Source organism: Bacillus sp. A015 (genome assembly GCF_053851875.1).
On sequence record NZ_JBSPZB010000002.1, the window covers coordinates 290,222 to 308,127 of the forward strand.

At 41.0% G+C, this 17,906-nt stretch carries 18 protein-coding genes and 1 other annotated feature; all 18 genes read right to left on the reverse strand.

What is annotated here, in order from left to right; translation table 11 throughout:
• Positions 1–84: 84 nt before the first annotated feature.
• The 18 genes from cccA to yqfC all read right to left on the reverse strand — a co-directional run bounded on the left by cccA (position 85) and on the right by yqfC (position 17,630).
• Complete coding sequence (gene cccA / locus ACSLGF_RS03175) at positions 85–444, reverse strand: cytochrome c550 (RefSeq protein WP_034319511.1); 360 nt, start codon at positions 442–444, stop codon at positions 85–87.
• Positions 445–746: 302 nt separating this feature from the next.
• Entirely contained in the window at positions 747–1,868 is a 1,122-nt protein-coding gene (rpoD, locus tag ACSLGF_RS03180; protein ID WP_008342392.1) for an RNA polymerase sigma factor RpoD, read from the reverse strand.
• Positions 1,869–2,067: 199 nt separating this feature from the next.
• Positions 2,068–3,897 carry a DNA primase gene (gene dnaG, locus ACSLGF_RS03185; RefSeq protein WP_099726614.1) on the reverse strand — a complete coding sequence of 610 codons (1,830 nt, stop codon included), beginning with the start codon at positions 3,895–3,897 and terminating at the stop codon, positions 2,068–2,070.
• A 33-nt stretch (positions 3,898–3,930) separates the two neighbouring features.
• Positions 3,931–4,431, reverse strand: coding sequence for a YaiI/YqxD family protein (locus tag ACSLGF_RS03190; RefSeq protein WP_456002485.1), 501 nt, complete (start codon positions 4,429–4,431; stop codon positions 3,931–3,933).
• Positions 4,432–4,692: 261 nt separating this feature from the next.
• Complete coding sequence (locus tag ACSLGF_RS03195) at positions 4,693–5,514, reverse strand: pyruvate, water dikinase regulatory protein (protein ID WP_099726612.1); 822 nt, start codon at positions 5,512–5,514, stop codon at positions 4,693–4,695.
• 25 nt (positions 5,515–5,539) lie between these two features.
• Positions 5,540–6,178: a helix-turn-helix transcriptional regulator gene (locus ACSLGF_RS03200; RefSeq protein ID WP_024423017.1), complete on the reverse strand. Its 639-nt coding sequence runs from the start codon at positions 6,176–6,178 to the stop codon at positions 5,540–5,542.
• A gap of 166 nt (positions 6,179–6,344) precedes the next feature.
• A complete protein-coding gene (glyS, locus tag ACSLGF_RS03205; RefSeq protein ID WP_456002488.1) occupies positions 6,345–8,390 on the reverse strand; it encodes a glycine--tRNA ligase subunit beta in 2,046 nt (681 codons plus the stop codon).
• Positions 8,383–9,270, reverse strand: coding sequence for a glycine--tRNA ligase subunit alpha (gene glyQ / locus ACSLGF_RS03210; RefSeq protein WP_003217487.1), 888 nt, complete (start codon positions 9,268–9,270; stop codon positions 8,383–8,385). Before glyQ ends, glyS begins: the two co-directional genes overlap by 8 nt.
• Before the next feature lie 112 nt (positions 9,271–9,382).
• Positions 9,383–9,560 (reverse strand) — a binding site (T-box leader).
• Between the two features lie 39 nt (positions 9,561–9,599).
• Positions 9,600–10,370: a DNA repair protein RecO gene (gene recO, locus ACSLGF_RS03215; RefSeq protein ID WP_060697377.1), complete on the reverse strand. Its 771-nt coding sequence runs from the start codon at positions 10,368–10,370 to the stop codon at positions 9,600–9,602.
• Between the two features lie 35 nt (positions 10,371–10,405).
• A complete protein-coding gene (locus ACSLGF_RS03220; protein WP_003217288.1) occupies positions 10,406–10,549 on the reverse strand; it encodes a YqzL family protein in 144 nt (47 codons plus the stop codon).
• A gap of 147 nt (positions 10,550–10,696) precedes the next feature.
• Positions 10,697–11,602 (reverse strand): GTPase Era, encoded by a 906-nt coding sequence (era, locus tag ACSLGF_RS03225; protein WP_456002492.1) that lies wholly within the window; start codon positions 11,600–11,602, stop codon positions 10,697–10,699.
• Entirely contained in the window at positions 11,595–11,993 is a 399-nt protein-coding gene (locus ACSLGF_RS03230) for a cytidine deaminase (RefSeq protein WP_008356263.1), read from the reverse strand. The genes era and ACSLGF_RS03230 overlap by 8 nt, the downstream gene beginning before the upstream one ends.
• Before the next feature lie 113 nt (positions 11,994–12,106).
• Positions 12,107–12,493, reverse strand: coding sequence for a diacylglycerol kinase family protein (locus ACSLGF_RS03235; protein WP_456002495.1), 387 nt, complete (start codon positions 12,491–12,493; stop codon positions 12,107–12,109).
• Complete coding sequence (gene ybeY / locus ACSLGF_RS03240) at positions 12,471–12,950, reverse strand: rRNA maturation RNase YbeY (RefSeq protein WP_099726608.1); 480 nt, start codon at positions 12,948–12,950, stop codon at positions 12,471–12,473. Before ybeY ends, ACSLGF_RS03235 begins: the two co-directional genes overlap by 23 nt.
• On the reverse strand, positions 12,951–15,062 hold the full coding sequence (locus ACSLGF_RS03245) for an HD family phosphohydrolase (RefSeq protein ID WP_456002524.1): 2,112 nt from the start codon (positions 15,060–15,062) through the stop codon (positions 12,951–12,953).
• Between the two features lie 114 nt (positions 15,063–15,176).
• Positions 15,177–16,136 carry a PhoH family protein gene (locus ACSLGF_RS03250; RefSeq protein ID WP_034319485.1) on the reverse strand — a complete coding sequence of 320 codons (960 nt, stop codon included), beginning with the start codon at positions 16,134–16,136 and terminating at the stop codon, positions 15,177–15,179.
• Positions 16,137–16,139: 3 nt separating this feature from the next.
• The gene (gene yqfD / locus ACSLGF_RS03255) at positions 16,140–17,330 is read right to left on the reverse strand and encodes a sporulation protein YqfD (protein ID WP_456002498.1); all 1,191 of its coding nucleotides are present in this window, start codon (positions 17,328–17,330) and stop codon (positions 16,140–16,142) included.
• 18 nt (positions 17,331–17,348) lie between these two features.
• Positions 17,349–17,630 (reverse strand): sporulation protein YqfC, encoded by a 282-nt coding sequence (gene yqfC / locus ACSLGF_RS03260; protein WP_012010618.1) that lies wholly within the window; start codon positions 17,628–17,630, stop codon positions 17,349–17,351.
• Positions 17,631–17,906 lie beyond the last annotated feature (276 nt).

The following is a 17,906-nucleotide window of genomic DNA, read 5'->3' on the forward strand; positions in this document are numbered from 1 at the left end:
TATCTTATATAAATTATGGACTTTTTAAAAGTCGTTTTCAAATGAAAAAAGCTCTTCTTATCAAAAAGAGCTTTTTGCGTCACATTATTTAATTTTGGAAACCCATTCCGACATTTCATCTAGCTTTTCATTCGGAATCAGCCCGCCTGGCATCCCGTTTCCGCCTTCTTGAATTTTCTTTTTGATGTCTGCTACTTCAAGCTTATCGCCAACACCTTTTAATGCAGGACCTGCTCCGCCTTCATAGTTTTCCCCATGACAGCTCAGACAGTTTTGCTTATACAATTCTTCCGGCGTCGCATTTGCTGTCTCTTCTTGCTTTTGCTCTTCGCCACCAGAGGCAATTTTTTCTTCATCCTTCAGCCCCTTCATTGATAAGAAAAAAGTGAGTCCAATTCCTAAAATGGCAATCAATAAAAATGGTATAAGTGGATTCCGTTTCATTTCTTTCATCCTCCCCTTTGTGAAAAACCCCTTTGAGACTATGCAAACAATTCTAATTCTACTTTAATTTTACAAAAAGTAAACGAATTATGATACAAAACTTTGGTCAAGTTCACAGATTAGACAAAAATGAATCATGATGAGAAATGAAGCCTTCAGCACATTTTGATGTATTTTTTATACATCTTTTCTCTAAGAACGTTGCAAATTCATTTGTTATTCAGTAAAATATAATCAGATTGAAAAAAGCGTTTTCATTTTGATGAAGAAAGAACGGATCTCTTTCAAGATCCGTCCGGTTTCTATTCTAAGAAGTCTTTTAATCGTTTACTTCTGCTTGGGTGTCTTAATTTACGAAGAGCTTTCGCTTCAATTTGGCGGATACGCTCTCTTGTTACGCCAAACACCTTTCCAACCTCTTCTAACGTGCGTGTTCTTCCGTCATCTAGTCCGAAACGTAGTCTCAGCACATTTTCTTCACGGTCCGTTAGCGTGTCTAATACATCTTCAAGCTGCTCTTTTAACAATTCGTATGCAGCATGGTCAGATGGAGACGTCGCCTCTTGGTCTTCAATAAAATCACCAAGATGCGAGTCATCTTCTTCACCAATAGGTGTTTCTAAAGAGACAGGCTCTTGTGCAATTTTAAGAATTTCTCTTACCTTTTCTGGGGTTAAATCCATGTCTTCAGCAATTTCCTCTGGCGTTGGTTCTCTGCCTAGGTCTTGCAGAAGCTGTCTTTGAACACGGATCAATTTATTAATGGTTTCCACCATATGAACTGGAATACGGATTGTTCTCGCCTGATCGGCAATGGCACGCGTGATCGCCTGTCTAATCCACCAAGTCGCATATGTTGAGAATTTGTATCCTTTACGGTAATCAAACTTCTCAACTGCCTTCATGAGCCCCATGTTTCCTTCTTGAATCAAGTCAAGGAAAAGCATACCACGACCGACGTAGCGTTTCGCAATACTGACAACGAGACGAAGGTTCGCTTCCGCTAATCTTCTTTTTGATTCCTCATCGCCTTCTTCGATCTTTTGAGCATACGTAATTTCTTCTTTAGCAGATAACAAATTGACGCGTCCGATTTCTTTTAAGTACATACGAACAGGATCATTAATTTTGACACCTGGTGGTACGCTTAAATCATTCAGGTCAAATTCCTCTTCTGCTTTAGCCAACTGCTGAACATTTGGGTCTTCTGTCTCTTCATTTTCACTGATGAGCTCTACACCCTGTTCGCCTAAGTATTCATAGTATTCATCCATTTGGTCTGATTCAATTTCAAAGCTAGACATACGCTCTGCAATTTCTTCGTATGTTAAAACGCCCCGTTTTTTACCCGTTTCAGTGAGCTTATCTCTCACCTGTTCAAAGGTTAATTCAGTTTCGGTTTCGTGGGCTTGTTTATCAGCCATTATGGATCCCTCCTTCCAAAGCTTGCAACGAATTCTAAAGTAACTTGCGATTTGCATCCGCTCTGCTTTTCTCTCTATCAAACAGATGAGCAAATAGGAATAAAATAAATAATGATGAAGGCAAGATGCTTGCGGTCTTATGCTCCTCCCCTAAAGGATTCATTGCCAGCCGTAAGTCTTGTCATAAATATTAGACGTATTACTTCAGCGAACGGTTCAACTGAATAATTTCTTTTGCAAGTGTTGCCGCTTTGAAGAAATCTTTTTGCCTCTCCGCCTCTGCACGTTCTAGTTCTTTTTCCTTTATCATTGACAAATTCCGATGATTCAACACTTTTTTTACATAATCACTTAATTCAGCTTCACTTAGTTCGTCTCCAACTTGAATCATTAATATATCCGTCAGAAGCTGACTTATCACATCATCTTCCAACCGGTTCATCAGGTGCTGCGGCGTCGGTTCTTTGCCTTCTTCATACAATGCATAAATGTACGTTGCCAGCGCCCTGTGCGTATCTATATTAAATTCAATCCCTACTCTGTCAAGCACTTTGCGGATCACGTCATCGCTTTTTAACATATGAGCAAGCAGCATTCTCTCTGCATTTTCATATGCCGGCCGTAGACGCTTTCTTCTCACCTGTGTTGACAAATGTGCACGCCGTTTTTCAAGCCCGCTTTCTTCTTGCGTGCTTTTGGCTTCTTGCCGCTGCTGCTTTTCAAACAGCTCCAGTTGTTCCTTTAATGAGTCAAGTGAGATCGAGAACTCTCCAGCAAGCTGTTTCATGTAAATCTCTTGTTCCAAGGAGCCGTTTAACCGGCTGATTTCTCGGAGAACTTGCTTCATATAAGCAAGACGGTCTCCTTCGTCTGATAAATTCTTTCCTCTTCGGAAAAAATTCATCTTAAATGTCATTAATGTCACACTTGCATCTATGATGTCATTCCTAAATTTCTCGCCGCCATATTTACGAATGTAATCATCTGGATCGAGTCCATCTGGTATCATGGCAACGCGAACTTTACATCCTCTTTTTCCAAGCAAATCTGACGCTTTCATGGTTGCTTCATATCCGGCTGTGTCAGAGTCATAACAGAGGATGATCTCTTCTACGTTCCGTCTGAGAAGTTTAACGTGCTCTTCTGTTAAAGACGTACCCATTGTTGCAACACTTTCGCCAACACCAGATGTGACAGCTGAGATGACGTCAGCAAATCCTTCGAAAAGGACCGCCCGTTCGCGTTTTCTAATATGCATACGCGCGTCATGAAAGTGATAGAGCAGCTTACTTTTATGAAAAAGTGGCGTTTCAGGACTATTCATATACTTAGGCTGCTGATTACCAAGTGATCTTCCGGAAAAAGCGACGACCGTCCCGTGATGATCATGAATTGGAAACATGACACGATCCCTAAAACGATCAAAAAAGCCTGTGCCGTTTTCTCGTTGAATCAAAAGACCAGCTTTCTCCATCATCATAGGATCAAACCCTCGTTTTTCTAAAAACTTGGTCATGAAATCCCAAGAGTCAAGAGCATACCCGATCTCAAACTTGGCAATTGTTTCATCCGTAAAGCCTCTGGACCGTAAATAATCGAGTGCGTTTTGACCTTCCTTTGTATTTACCAGCAAATGGTGGTAAAATTTCTTAAGAAGCTCATGTGCCTCAATCATTTTATGATTTGCTGTATCCTCTTGCTGAGAGGAACTGATCTGAGCATTCGCTACATGATCAGGCAAATCAATATGGTACTTATCAGCAACATGTGAAACGGCTTCAATAAATGAGTAGCCTTCCATTTGTCTGAGGAACGAAAACACATTACCTCCAGCACCACAGCCAAAACAATGGAAGATTTGCTTATCTGCTGAAACAGAGAATGAAGGAGTATTTTCACCATGGAATGGACAAAGACCGAAGTAATTTCGACCTTGTTTTCTAAGCTGTACGTATTCTCCAATCACTTCGACAATGTCTGCGTTTTTTTGGATCTGCTCCAAAAGTTCATCTGGTATACGTTTGCTCATCCTAATAACACTCCGTCGTACATTATTCGCCTTTTAATTCAAAAATCCTTCATGATTCGACAGGATTTTTTGTAGTTGCGTAATAAATCGCTTTTTATCCTCTTCCAAAAGCTTTTTGGGACCTTTTCCGTATATACCTTTTCTTCGCTGTTTGCTGGAAACATGCCTGCGTTCCAAATCAAAATCAATTGTTTCGTTTGTGTACTTCCGTCCTCTTTCAGACAGAACAATGACATGTCTTGGAAGCAGTAAGGAGGCAAGACCAATATCTTGGGTGACGACAATATCATGTGCGGCAGCTGAGTTCGCAATGACTAAATCCGCTGCTTCCTTATGTGTATCTACAAACCGCCAATCTTCAAGTGGTGATCTTTTGGTTTGAAAATGCTCATATGAAGCAATGAAAGTCACAGGTACTTGAAACTGAGATGCGACAGAAAGGATTTCGTCTTTTACAGGACAAGCATCTGCATCGACATAAATCGTCCTCTCTCTTTTACGTTCATTCAGGTGACTAATTCTCCATCCCTCCACCTTATTCCTGCTTTAAAGAAGCAAAAAGACCATACTTTTCCCCCATAAAGCAATCAACAGTAAAACTCATTTTGTCGAAAAGTTATGTTCAGAATCACTTGACTTCTGCCAATATTAGTTTATTCGTTCTTGACTTAACTTAAACCTAAAATCAATCATTTTATCACAATTTTTTATTATAATACAAATGCAGCAAATATGCTATTGTTTTTGTTTACCCGTTTCCCACCATAGGAAAAACCCAGGAGGAGCATCCTGAGTTTATTCGGAACCTCTTTTGGTCAGCATTTGATGAATGACATTCGCCGTTTCCTCAACTGCTTTATTCGATACATCGACAACTTGACAGTTAATTCGGTCAACCACTTTTTCAAAATACTCTAGTTCCTCTTTAATCCGCTCGATGTTCGCATAAATTGCTCGATCATTTAAACCTAGAGATTTTAAACGTTCTTTACGAATATGATTGAGTTTGTCTGGACTAATTTTCAGGCCAATGCATTTCTTTGGATCAACTGAAAATAACTCCTCTGGCGGATCTACTTCAGGAACAATCGGAACGTTCGCTACCTTCAGCCGCTTATGCGCCAAATATTGAGAAAGCGGTGTCTTCGACGTGCGTGATACACCAATCAATACAATATCAGCCTTTAGAATGCCTCTTGGATCTCTGCCATCATCATACTTTACAGCGAACTCAATGGCTTCTACCTTTTTAAAATAGTCCTCATCTAATTGACGTACACGACCCGGCTCATGTTTCGCTTCATTTCCATATGCGGTCTCCATTTTATCAATAAGTGGACCGATGATGTCATAGTAAACGACTCCGTTTGCTTCTGCCTCTTCTATTAAAAATTGACGCATTTCTGGCACAACGAGAGTAAAGCAGACGATCCCGTTATCTGCTTTCGCCAGTGAAATGACTTCTTTAATCGTACCGATATCCTCAACATATGGGATTCTTCTAATATTTGAATGGTCTGATGAACCGCCATCAAATTGGCTAAGTGCCGCTTTGACCACGAGCTCTGCCGTTTCTCCTACTGAATCTGATACAACAAAAATTACGCGATTACTCATAACATCCCCTCGCAGTCTTCTGTAATTAGATAATTTCATTCTCCGATAAGCTAACAAGTATTTTCGTCATGTTTGTTTTCGTAATTCTGCCGACAACTTCAAAGCCTTTATCCGTATCTTTTATGACAGGAAGTGCGTCTATTTGCTTTTCAATCAAGTGCTTGGCCACATCCATAATGAAATCTTCCTTGCGGCAAACGGTGATGTTCGGCATTCTTGTCATAATAATATGGACAGGTATAGATGGAAGCTCTTGTTTTCCAATACTTGCTCGAAGGAGGTCTTTTCTTGATAACACGCCTGTTAAAATAGAGTGATCGTCCACAACGAATAATGTGCCCACATCCTCTAAAAACATCGTACAAATCGCATCATAAACCGAAACATTCTCATGTATCACCACTGGAATGGATTGGAAATCTTTCACTTGGAGTTTTTTCAGCTTATCTGCCAGAAGCTGCGTGCCTGTTTTTCCTGTAAAAAAGTAGCCGACCCTTGGCCTTGCTTCTAAAAAGCCAGACATTGTTAAAATGGCTAAATCCGGTCTGAGGGTAGCCCTTGTTAAGTTCAGCCGATCGGCGATATGCTCTCCAGTGATCGGACCATTCTCTTTGACAATCTGTAAAATCTGCTCTTGCCGTTTATTTAACTCGATTGTACTCACCACCTTTAAATAGAGAGAGCGAATCTTTACTTTATGTATATCATTTTCATAACTCATCATATTATAGCGCATCTTTGTCCGAATGAAACAAAAATCCGCTCAAAAACCGTGAATTAAATGAGTAAAAAACGATTGCCCTTCGGAAAAGGCAACCGTTCTTAGGTATTTATTTTACAATTAAATTGTTCATATTCGCAAATGATTGAATGACTTTGGCTAGCTTGACCATCTGTGCCAAACGATTTTGCTTCAGTTTTTCATCATCCGCATGAACCATTGTGTGATCGAAATAATGAACAATCGGCGCTTTTAAGGTATTTAACGCCTCAAGAGCTAAGTTGTATTCTCCTGCTGCCACATGTCCCTTAACAGCTTTCTCTACTTGCTGATACGCCTCAAATAGCTTTTGCTCGTGCTCATTTTCAAACAGTGCAGGCTGAATCTCTACATCTTCCCCTTTTTTACTGATTGAAATGACGCGGCCAAGTGCCTCAGCCGTTTCTTTGAAGCTTTCTTGTTTCACGCTCTCTTCAAGAACAGCTGCTTTTTTCACGACCGCATAAGGCTCAATATTTTCAACATCAAGCACTGCATCGGCCACATCATGACGAATATGCTCTGCTTGGAGGACATATTTTAAACGCTGCGTCAAAAACTCAATCAGAGCAGCTTCATGTTCTGTCTCTACTTGAGTAAGTGCTAACAGCTCTTTAAATGAAATATTCCAATGACGGTCGAGCAGGATTTGAACGATACCGCTCGCTTGTCTTCTGAGTCCATAAGGATCTTGAGAACCCGTTGGAATCACATCAATTGAAAAGAACGAACAAATAGAATCTAGTTTATCTGCTACTGCGACAATCGCACCAATCAGAGTCGAAGGCGCCTTGTCACCGGCAAAACGCGGCATGTAGTGTTCGTTTATGCTCTTTGCGACTTCTTCGTGTTCGCCAAGTGCTTTTGCATATTTCTCACCCATGATTCCTTGTAATTCTGGGAATTCATAGACCATTTGAGTCACAAGGTCAAACTTAGAAATACTTGCTGCTCTTGCGACACGTTTTGTTGTTTCGTCATCTGCGCCGGCATGCGCTGCTAGGCGGGTCGCAATATCTGTCACTCTCTTCAGCTTGTCACCAATTGTTCCAAGCTTCTCATGGAATACAACCTTATCAAGCTTTTTTATATTGTCTTCAATGACTAGTTTTTCGTCTTCTTTATAGAAGAATGCAGCATCTGATAAACGCGCACGAAGTACTTTTTCGTTTCCTCTTGCGACATTTTCCAGCGCCTCACTGTTTCCGTTTCTAACCGTAATAAAATGAGGCAGCAATTCTCCTTGCTCATTTTTCACAGGGAAATAGCGCTGATGCTCTTTCATTGTCGTGACCAATACTTCTTCCGGCAATGCAAGGAACTCTTCTTCAAAGGAACCAAACAACACTGTTGGGTATTCAACAAGATCGTTGACTTCCTCTAGAAGTTCAGGATCAACTGGAATGACCCAGCCTTTTTCTGAAGAAAGAGCATTTAGCTGCTCAGTAATCCATTGCTTTCTTTTACCTGCATCTGCAATGACAAATTGATCGTGTAATGTTTGCTCATAAGAAGCAGGTGAGTCAATGCTGGCTGTCGTACCGAGGAAGCGATGTCCTCTTGTCTCCCGGCCACTTTTCACGCCTGCAATTTCAACGGGTACGATCTCTTGCCCAAATAAGCAAACAATCCATTTAATCGGACGGATATAGCGTAAATCTTCGCTTCCCCATCTCATGTTCTTTGGAAAGCTTAATGAAGCGGCAATCTCACCTAGCGCTGGGAGAAGATCTTTGACTTGCTTTCCTTCTTGGAACTTTTGGACATGGACATAATCCACACCTTTGATCTCTTTGAAATAGAGATCCTCTGTTGAAGCGCCTTGTCCGCAGGCAAAGCCCTCAGCCGCTTTTGTCCAATTGCCTTCAGCGTCTTGCGCAATCTTTTTAGCTGGGCCTTTTGCTTCTTCTTTGATGTCTTCTTGTTTTTCTGCGACACCTTTGACGAGCACAGCAAGACGTCTTGGTGAATTGAATAAGACAACATCTTCGAATGAAATATTTTGCGTTTCAAACCAAGCTTTTACTTTCTCACCTAGCTGCTTTGTGCTCTCTGGCATGAAACGAGCCGGCATCTCTTCTAAGCCGATTTCGAGTAATACATCTTGTTTATTCATGAGAAGCCGCCTCCTCTTTTAACATAGGGAATCCAAGTTTTTCTCGTTCTTCGTAATACGTTTTAGCCACTTTTCGCGCTAACTGACGTACTCTTCCAATATAGCCGGTTCGCTCAGTGACAGATATAGCGCCCTTTGCGTCGAGCAAGTTAAACGTATGAGAACATTTGAGTACATAATCGTATGCCGGGTGAACAAGTCCTTTGTCCATTTGGCTATGCGCTTCTTTCTCATAGGTTGTAAATAAATCGAACAGCATGTCAGTATTAGATGTTTCGAATGTATAAACAGAGTGCTCATATTCAGCCATTAAGAATAAATCTCTTACAGTAAATCCGTCTGTCCATTCAAGGTCAAAGACATTTTCTTTGTCTTGGATGTAAGAGGCAAGACGTTCAATACCGTATGTGATTTCAACAGAAACCGGCTTACATTCTAAGCCGCCGACTTGCTGAAAATACGTAAATTGCGTAATTTCCATTCCATCAAGCCAGACTTCCCAGCCGAGCCCTGCACAGCCAAGAGATGGATTTTCCCAGTTGTCTTCAACAAAACGAATATCATGTTTCAACGGGTCGATGCCAAGTGCCTTCAATGATTCAAGATACAGTTCTTGAATATTGTCAGGTGATGGCTTAATGATCACTTGAAATTGATGATGCTGATACAATCTATTTGGGTTTTCTCCATATCTGCCATCAGCCGGGCGTCTAGAAGGCTCTACATACGCTACCTTCCACGGCTCTGGTCCGATGCTTCGCAGGAACGTGTATGGACTCATCGTTCCAGCACCTTTTTCTGTGTCATACGCCTGCATTAATACGCAGCCTTCATTTGACCAATGCTTCTGCAACGTCAAAATCATGTCTTGAATATTCAATGATCGCACCTCCGTCTTTTCTACACCACCGCTATGTATGGCGGGTGGGGACTAGAACCTCATAAGAGAACACAAAAACTCCCGTCTCTATGCTCACAAGGTTCCTTGCAAACATAGGGACGAGAGTTTTTCCCGCGGTTCCACCCTATTTGCTGGTGTCGTAGCACCCAGCCGCTTTGTTTTACGTTGCTCAAGAATGCCTTTCGTTACGCCTCCATCCTTAGCTCACACCGCCCTAAGGTCGCTTTTATGGATTATACGTAAGTACTTCTTTCTGTCAATGCAACATATTTTATCTTAGATGATCTTACAAAAAGTCATGGGAGATGTCAACTTTTGTTTTCGTCACCCATTAGCTTTTTCATGGATTCCATCTGATTCATGAATTTTTTTGATTTTAAATAAAGGCCTGAATACTCGTCATAGTAGTGATCCAGCACTTGGCGAATTTCTTGTTTAGTCTGCGGTTTCACGTCAACTTGACCAAGCCTAGATAAATCAAAATAATGAAACAAACGAAGCAGTCTTGCAGCTGCTGGGGATAAGGGCAGTTTATATGGATCTTTAGAAAAGCAATTTTGGCAAATAAATCCGTTATCTCTAATCGAGAAATGGAACTGCCCTTCTTTTTGACCGCAGTGTACACATTGATCCAGTTCAGGCTTCATCCCCATCACTGATAACATTTTGACCTCTACAATAAATAAAATAATATCAGCATCTGTGCCTTCATTGAGATGACGTAAAGATTGAAGAAGGAGCTCAAACAAATAAGGGTTTGGCTTCTTTTCCTCCGTTCCTTTATCGAGTAATTCTGTCATATATGCGGCATATGCAGTCAGAAATAAATCTTCCCGGATGGCCCGCATGCTTTCGATCATTTCACCTTGCTGGAGCGTTCCAAGTCCTGTTGATGATTGGATAAGGAAGGTTCCGTATAAAAACGGCTGGCTTATGGCTGACAGGCGGCTGTTTGATTTTTTAGCGCCTCTTGCCATCACACCAATTTTCCCATGCTCTCTAGTGAGCAGCGTGACAATTTTGTTTGTTTCGCCATAATCTGTTGTTCTAAGGACGATTCCTTCACTTTTAATGAGCATTTGTCTACACTCCGAGCGTTGGAGGGGGTCAAGAATTATAAGATTGGAAAATCAAATCGTGCTATTTCTTCTTCAAGTACATCGGGTCTTTCCAGGTTCTCCTTTTCTAACTCTTTGAAAAGCAGATACGTGTCAACGCTTCCTGTTTGTGAAAATACGTTCCATGTAAAATTCAACATAAAAACCCCACCTTTCTTTATTAGAAGCAGCAACGCTACATCCAACATATTAATTTTATCTTGACCAGGCTACCTCCATTTCATGATAAACAATTTTTACTAATCGAACCGCACCATTGTCAGATTTAATGACAAATGCAGCGATTTTTAATATTCGTCTTCTCTAAATCCGAAGTCACGCAAGTGAGTCGATTTATTACGCCAGTCCTTCTGAACTTTTACCCAAAGCTCCAGGTATACTTTTGAGCCTAGAAGTGCTTCAATATCTCTGCGGGCTTTTTGTCCCACTTCTTTTAACAAGCTGCCTCGTTTACCAATGACGATCCCTTTTTGTGAATCACGTTCTACGACAATGGTCGCCGCAACATGGATCTTGCCATTTTCATCTGGCTTAATAGATTCGATCGCAACCGCAATACTGTGAGGAATCTCTTCTCTCGTTAAATGCAGCACTTTTTCACGAATTAATTCAGAAATAATAAACCGCTCTGGATGATCTGTTACTTGATCTGCTGGATAAAATTGAGGGCCCTCTGGAAGATAACCTTCAATTTGCTGAAGAAGCGTATCAATGTTGTTGCCCTCAAGAGCTGAAATTGGCACAATTTCCTTAAACGGATAACGTGTGCGGTATTCATCAATTAAAAGGAACAGTTCATCTGGGTGAATTTGATCAATTTTATTGACGACAAGGAACACCGGTGTAGATGTTTGCTTTAGTCGTTCAATGATAAATTCATCACCTTTGCCATAGCCTTCCTTTGCGTTGATCATAAACAAGATCAGGTCGACTTCCTTCAGTGTATTTTGAGCCACCCTCATCATAAAATCACCTAGCTTATGCTTAGGTTTATGAATTCCTGGTGTATCGATAAAAATCGTTTGTGACGTGTTGGTTGTCAAGACACCTTGAACTTTGTTTCGCGTCGTTTGGGGCTTATCACTCATAATGGCAATTTTTTGTCCAATAACACGATTAAGAAAGGTTGATTTCCCTACATTTGGTCTTCCAATAATTGATACAAATCCTGATTTGAAGCTGTCGTTAGTCATTTAAATCCTCCGGTGAAAATGCCCCTGGCAATAGTTCGTTTACTGTTGTTTCGTATATATGTCCTTTTAAGTTTGTTAGGATCACTGGCATATCAGGTGCACATAGCTCTGAAATGACCTGTCTGCATGCGCCGCACGGTGAAACAGGTCGATCTGTATCAGCCACTACTGCAAGCATTTGAAAAGATGTGATGCCTTCTGAATAAGCTTTAAAAAGTGCTGTTCTTTCCGCACAATTACACATGCCATATGCTGCATTTTCAATGTTGCAGCCGCCATACACTTTTCCATCATTCGACAATAATGCTGCACCGACTTTGAATTTTGAATAGGGTACATATGCAAAATCTCTTGCTTTGATTGCTTCTGAAATCAACTCTTGTTTGTTCATTCCTAGTTCCCACTTTCAGAAGAAATGGTACCGCTGTCACATTTATATTTTACATAATTCACGTGACATTTTCACGCCCATTTCTAAAAATGTTAATAAATAGTAATATTGTTCTATTGCATGATCTTCGGCAGGAAGATCATCAACCCAATCATAACCGAAATCGCGGCGTAAACGCAAACAGCGCCTGCTGCAGCGTCCTTTGCTCTTTCTGCAAGCGGGTGGTTTTCTTCCGTCATAAGATCCACTGTATGTTCAATGGCTGTGTTGACAAGTTCAAGCGCAAACATCCCGCCGCATAAAAGCAGCACGATCATCCATTCGACCGGTTCAATGTGAAACCAAAAGCCGCAGATCATCACGATGATGGCTGCGACTGTGTGAAATCGAAAATTCCGTTCATTCAAGAAGGTTCGCCAGATTCCTCTAAATGCATAATAAAAACTCCGAAAAAAACGAGCAAGCGGCTTTCGTTTCTTACGATGATCTCGAAAGGCCATAATCATCCAATATTTTTGTCTGTTTGGCGAACATTTCTTTTTCATCTTCCTCTGTCATATGATCATAACCAAGTAAATGAAGGAAACCATGAATCGTTAAGAATCCAAGCTCTCTCATAAAGGAATGTCCATATTCTTCTGCCTGCTCTTTCGTTCGATCAACACTAATGATAATGTCACCGAGTACCGGCGGGATGTCACCCGCGCCAATGATCTCAATCTCACCTTCTCCTTCTTCCTCAAGTGCAAAGGAGATCACATCTGTTGGCGCGTCCTTTCCCCTGTATTCTTTGTTGATTTGATGAATTTCTTCATTCGAGACGATCGACACTGATACTTCCGCTTGATCTTTTACCTCAAGGGCATCCGCAGCAAATTGAAGAAGCTTTTCCATTTCTTCAAGATGCTCTTTTGATACTTGTCCTGTTTCATCTATTAAATCGATTAACAATGTCATTTACTTCACCTTCTGCTTCGGGGCATCTGGATATTCAATCCGAGAATGGAAAATCCCCTTTAATGTTGTACAAATCGTTTGGCTAATAATATTTAATTCTTTAAATGTCAGATCACATTCACTAAATTGCCCGTCCTGCATTTTATCTGCAATAATACCTTTGACAAGTTTTTCAATCCGCTCTGGATTTGGATTATGCATTGACCGAACCGCAGCTTCAACGCTGTCAGCCACAGAAATAATCGCCGCTTCTTTTGATTGCGGTTTTGGACCAGGATAACGAAATTCTTCTTCTGTCACCTGATCATCACGTTCTTTTGCTTTGTAGTAGAAGAACTTTAAAAGCGATTTCCCGTGGTGCTGTTCTGCAATATCGACAAGCTCTTCAGGAAACTTCTTTTCTCTCAGCATATCAGCACCATCTGTCGTATGGGCAATAATAATATTTTTACTCAGCTGTGGGGAAAGCTTGTCATGCGGATTATCAATGTTCATTTGGTTTTCAATAAAGTATTGCGGTCTTTTCGTTTTCCCAATGTCATGATAATAAGCGCCGACCCTCGCTAAAAGCCCGTTTGCGCCGACTGCTTCACAAGCAGCATCCGCTAAATTCGCCACCATGACACTATGATGATATGTACCTGGTGTCTCTGTTAAAATCTTTTTGAGCAGCGGATGATTTGGATTAGATAATTCAATCAGCTTCATTGTCGAAAGAATGCCAAACATGCTTTCAAAGACAGGCATTAACCCAATAACCAAAATAGCTGATGCAAACCCTGACACAATCGCCATCATGAGGTTCACACCGATTTCAAGTCCTGACGGAGAGGAATTTTGGATCAGCGTTATTGATAAAACCACAAGAACATTCGTCAACGCCACCAAAAGCCCTGCCTGCAAAATTTTCGATCTCGCGTTATGTTTTCTCAAAAACAAAATCCCCGCCATCCCGCTAATGAGATAATAAGCACAGATAACATAGTTAAAGACGCCGGTTACTCCTTGATTAAACATCATACTGCCGCAAAGGGCAAATACAAGGCCAGAGAAGATCGCTAACCGCTCATTGATCAGCAGCTTGATCAGCATCGTCCCAAGCGCAACTGGCACGACATAGCCTATCGTCGTGTATTTCGTTTCCTGGAAGAGACTGAACACTTCCATGATGATTAAAATAATGGTGAAAATAAGCGAGTAAAGCAGTAACGATTTATTCTTATGGACAAGCGATTTTTTCCTCGTTTCTAATGAGTGAATAATCGCTGCTAAGAAAAGACCGATCAATATCATAAGACCGCTTACAGGCTTAAACAAATTTGAGCTGTTTAACAGGCCGGTCAGTTCTAATTTGCGATAAACTTCACGGTCGATGAGTTCCCCTTCTTCCACTAAAATTTGCCCTTGCTTGATTTGAACCGGCTGAATATTATCAGCTGCTTCTTGTCTTTTCTTCTCTGTTGCCACTGGGTCAAATACATAGTTTGGAATAATCGCAAATTCACCGATTTCTTTCGCTGCATTTAAATATTTTGAAGGAATCGAATTGTTTTCAAGCTCTGTTTTCACTTGTTTTTTCTCATCTTGTAACTTAGCTGCTGTGATTTCTTTACTCATCAGTGAATTCACCACTGTGATGATGGAATCCTTAGTAAAAGAGAGATTTTCGTCACTTGCTTGGAGCAGTGCTTTGATGGATTGATCTGAAACAGCTTCCTGCATATCTGTTGTGAGTTTTTCTTTTACACGCTTGACCATTTCTTGATCTGTTGGCGGGTTCTCTTTTTCATCAGCGGCTTTCTTCTCTTCTTTAATGGCTTCAAAGAGGGATGAGATGAGGTCAACACGATTGTCAGAATACGCTTTTTTGAGCGTATACTGATCTTCTACTTGATCCGTTGCTTCTTGCTTCTTTTCTTCTGTCGCTTCTTGATCATCGACGGTTGACGGAGAATAGATGGTCTGTTCGCTCACTGAAAACAAATCTAAGTCGAGCGATTCAGGCTTTACATGGAAGAAGAGCACCACGAACAGAATGGCTGCTAAACCAGCGTATAGCAAAACGTTTAAATAACGTGAGCGCTCCATTTTCTGAGGTTCTTTTTTAGACAGCAGTCTTTTGCGCTTACTGCCTTTCTGATTCTTTCTCAAGGAAAGTACCTCCTTTTTTACTTTAAACCACGATCGAAACAAAATGACCCGATGAAGACGATCGGGTCACTCAGTTCATTTTTGCTTTTCGTATGCGCCAATGATCTTCGCCACAAGCGGGTGTCTGACCACATCAGTCTGGTCTAATTCAATGAATGAGATGCCCTTGATCTCTGCAAGCATATCCTTTGCAGCCGCAAGGCCTGACTGCATGCCCTTTGGCAGATCAATTTGTGTAATATCTCCTGTAATGACCATTTTAGAGCCAAACCCTAGTCTCGTCAAAAACATTTTCATTTGGGCTGGCGTTGTATTCTGCGCTTCATCTAAAATCACAAATGCATCGTCGAGCGTCCGCCCTCTCATATAGGCGAGAGGTGCTATTTCAATGACACCGCGCTCAATTAAACGTTCCGTATGATCACTCCCAAGCACATCATGCAAGGCATCATATAGTGGTCTTAAATAAGGATCTACTTTTTCCTTTAGATCGCCTGGCAAAAAGCCGAGACTCTCTCCTGCTTCAACGGCTGGTCTTGTCAGGATAATCCGTTTCACATGTCCATTTTTCAGAGCATGTACCGCATTAACGACTGCCAAATACGTTTTACCTGTACCAGCAGGCCCAATCCCAAAGACCAAGTCATCTTTCTTCATCGCCGCAGCATATTCGCGCTGGCCGATCGTTTTCACCCTGATCGACTTTCCTTTGGCATTTTTCGTAATTTCATCTTCATACATATTTTCAAAATAATTCAGCTTGTTTTTTTGCGCCATTTTAATGGCATAGACGACATCCCGTTCAGAAATCTCGATTCCTTTACGGATGAGATGTAAGAGAGATGTAATCAACTGACTCACTGTATCTCTTGATGCTTCCTGACCAGAAACATACACTTTCTCTCCACGCGTAATAATGGAGACATTCAGCTCGTTTTCCATCAGTTTCAGATAAGCATCTTGATTGCCAAATAAAGCGATGGCTTCGTTTGGACTATCCAATTTTTGTTGAATCTCAAGTAAATGTTCTGTCATTCTCTAGTCTCCCTGAACAATAGGTGTTGGTTGAACAATATCTTCTATTACTTGGTAAAGGATGATTAACTTAACTTTACCATTCCCTGTTGTCTCGTGCAAAACTTTTTCACTTTTCACCTCACCTGTTTGACCTAGCTTCTCTTCTAATTCTTTTTTACCCATTTTAATCCCTGCTTGAACTGCTTCTTTATTTGTGTATTCTCGATTGATTTTTTCACTTTCACGTGTGATTTCCTTTTCATAGGAGAATGGCAGCTGAAAGTTTAAGAAATGAAGTGGATGTACTTCTGTTTCTGTTTTTGGCTGCTCAAAATCATCTTTTTTAAAGGAAAATCCCCAAAATGGCAGTGAACCTCCAAATGCGGAGAGCTTGTGCTTTGTCTTCATTTTACCCGTAAAGACGTCAAAAGATGTTCGAAGAGGGACAGAAACTTCAGAACGATACCATGTTTCACCATAGATTTTCGCTTTGGCTCCTACCGTTTTTTGTTGATCTTCGCTGCCAATTAGTCCTGAGACGAGCATCTGCCCTTTTTTCACATGTTCATCGACCGCGGCAAGGGGCTCTCCTTTTTCTACATACATCCTCGTGATGACTGCCTTTTTCTTGGCAACGATGTGCTGAGGACTCGTATATTTCTCTTGTTCAGGCTCATTTTTTTCCACAACTTTCATTTGAAACGTCGTACCGTTTAATTCAACGCCGACCCATGTAATGCTTTTAATATTGGTTGTCAGGGATTTTTGAATTTTTTCAGGTGTCCCCATAAGAAACTGAAAACGGCCTTTTTGTACCCCAATGTCGTCTAAATGCTTTCTCATCTGATGCTCTGTCTCTGGGTTTGCACCTGTGATATCAATTTTCCACACCATGTTTGAAAGAGCGAATATCGTCACCAGAAAGAAAACAACCCCAAGGGTGAACCCAATATTCTTCCTTGACCACATAAGAAGAAATGGAAAACCCTTCTTTTGATGAAATGAACATTTCACCTTATGATGTCTACGCAATTTTCTAAAGGCATGTACATCTGATAAGCGAATAAATAAGCGCACGCTGTCTTGACGGCGGCTCACTTGAAAAATTGTGATCCCCTGTCTCGTGCACTCATTCATGAGCCGCTCAATGCCGTTTCCTTTGATCTCCACTTCCACTCTGCCAATAAAATAGGCAAACCATTTATTTTTCACGCTTCTCCCCTCCGTCAGTTAAGAATCAATGTAACGGACCTCATCGATTTTCCCTTCTAATAAGATCTCTTCTGGCAAAATCGTTTTAATCACAAAGTCTTTACCTGAAATAATGCATTGTCCTTGTTTGAGCATAAGCCTTACCTCTTGATCACTGAAAAGTAAAAGCCCTTTATGGTTCTCTATGTAAATATGGAGTCTGCCAACCATCGTAATACGGGGAAGATCCATCATCACGTCCGGAGGGATTTCAAGTGTTCTTGTCAGCCATGCTTTAAGTCGATTTTTTCTTTTTCCCATTCAATAAGAACCCCTTCCCACCTCATGTGTATAAGATCAAACTGAAAGATGGTGAGACTGATGAGAAAGTCTCTATATCATCCTATTCCTCAGCGGTTCATATCATGCTAATGAATCCCGTAAAACAGCCTGTTCATCGTTTACGCAAAAAAAGCCCCCTTTTACGGGACTGACCCCCGTTTTTGAGACAGGGATCAAAACACCTTTATACAGCCAATTGCCGATAGTTTATCGGTGATTGGTTGTTTAGTTTCGTTTGAATGCGAATGTTGTTAT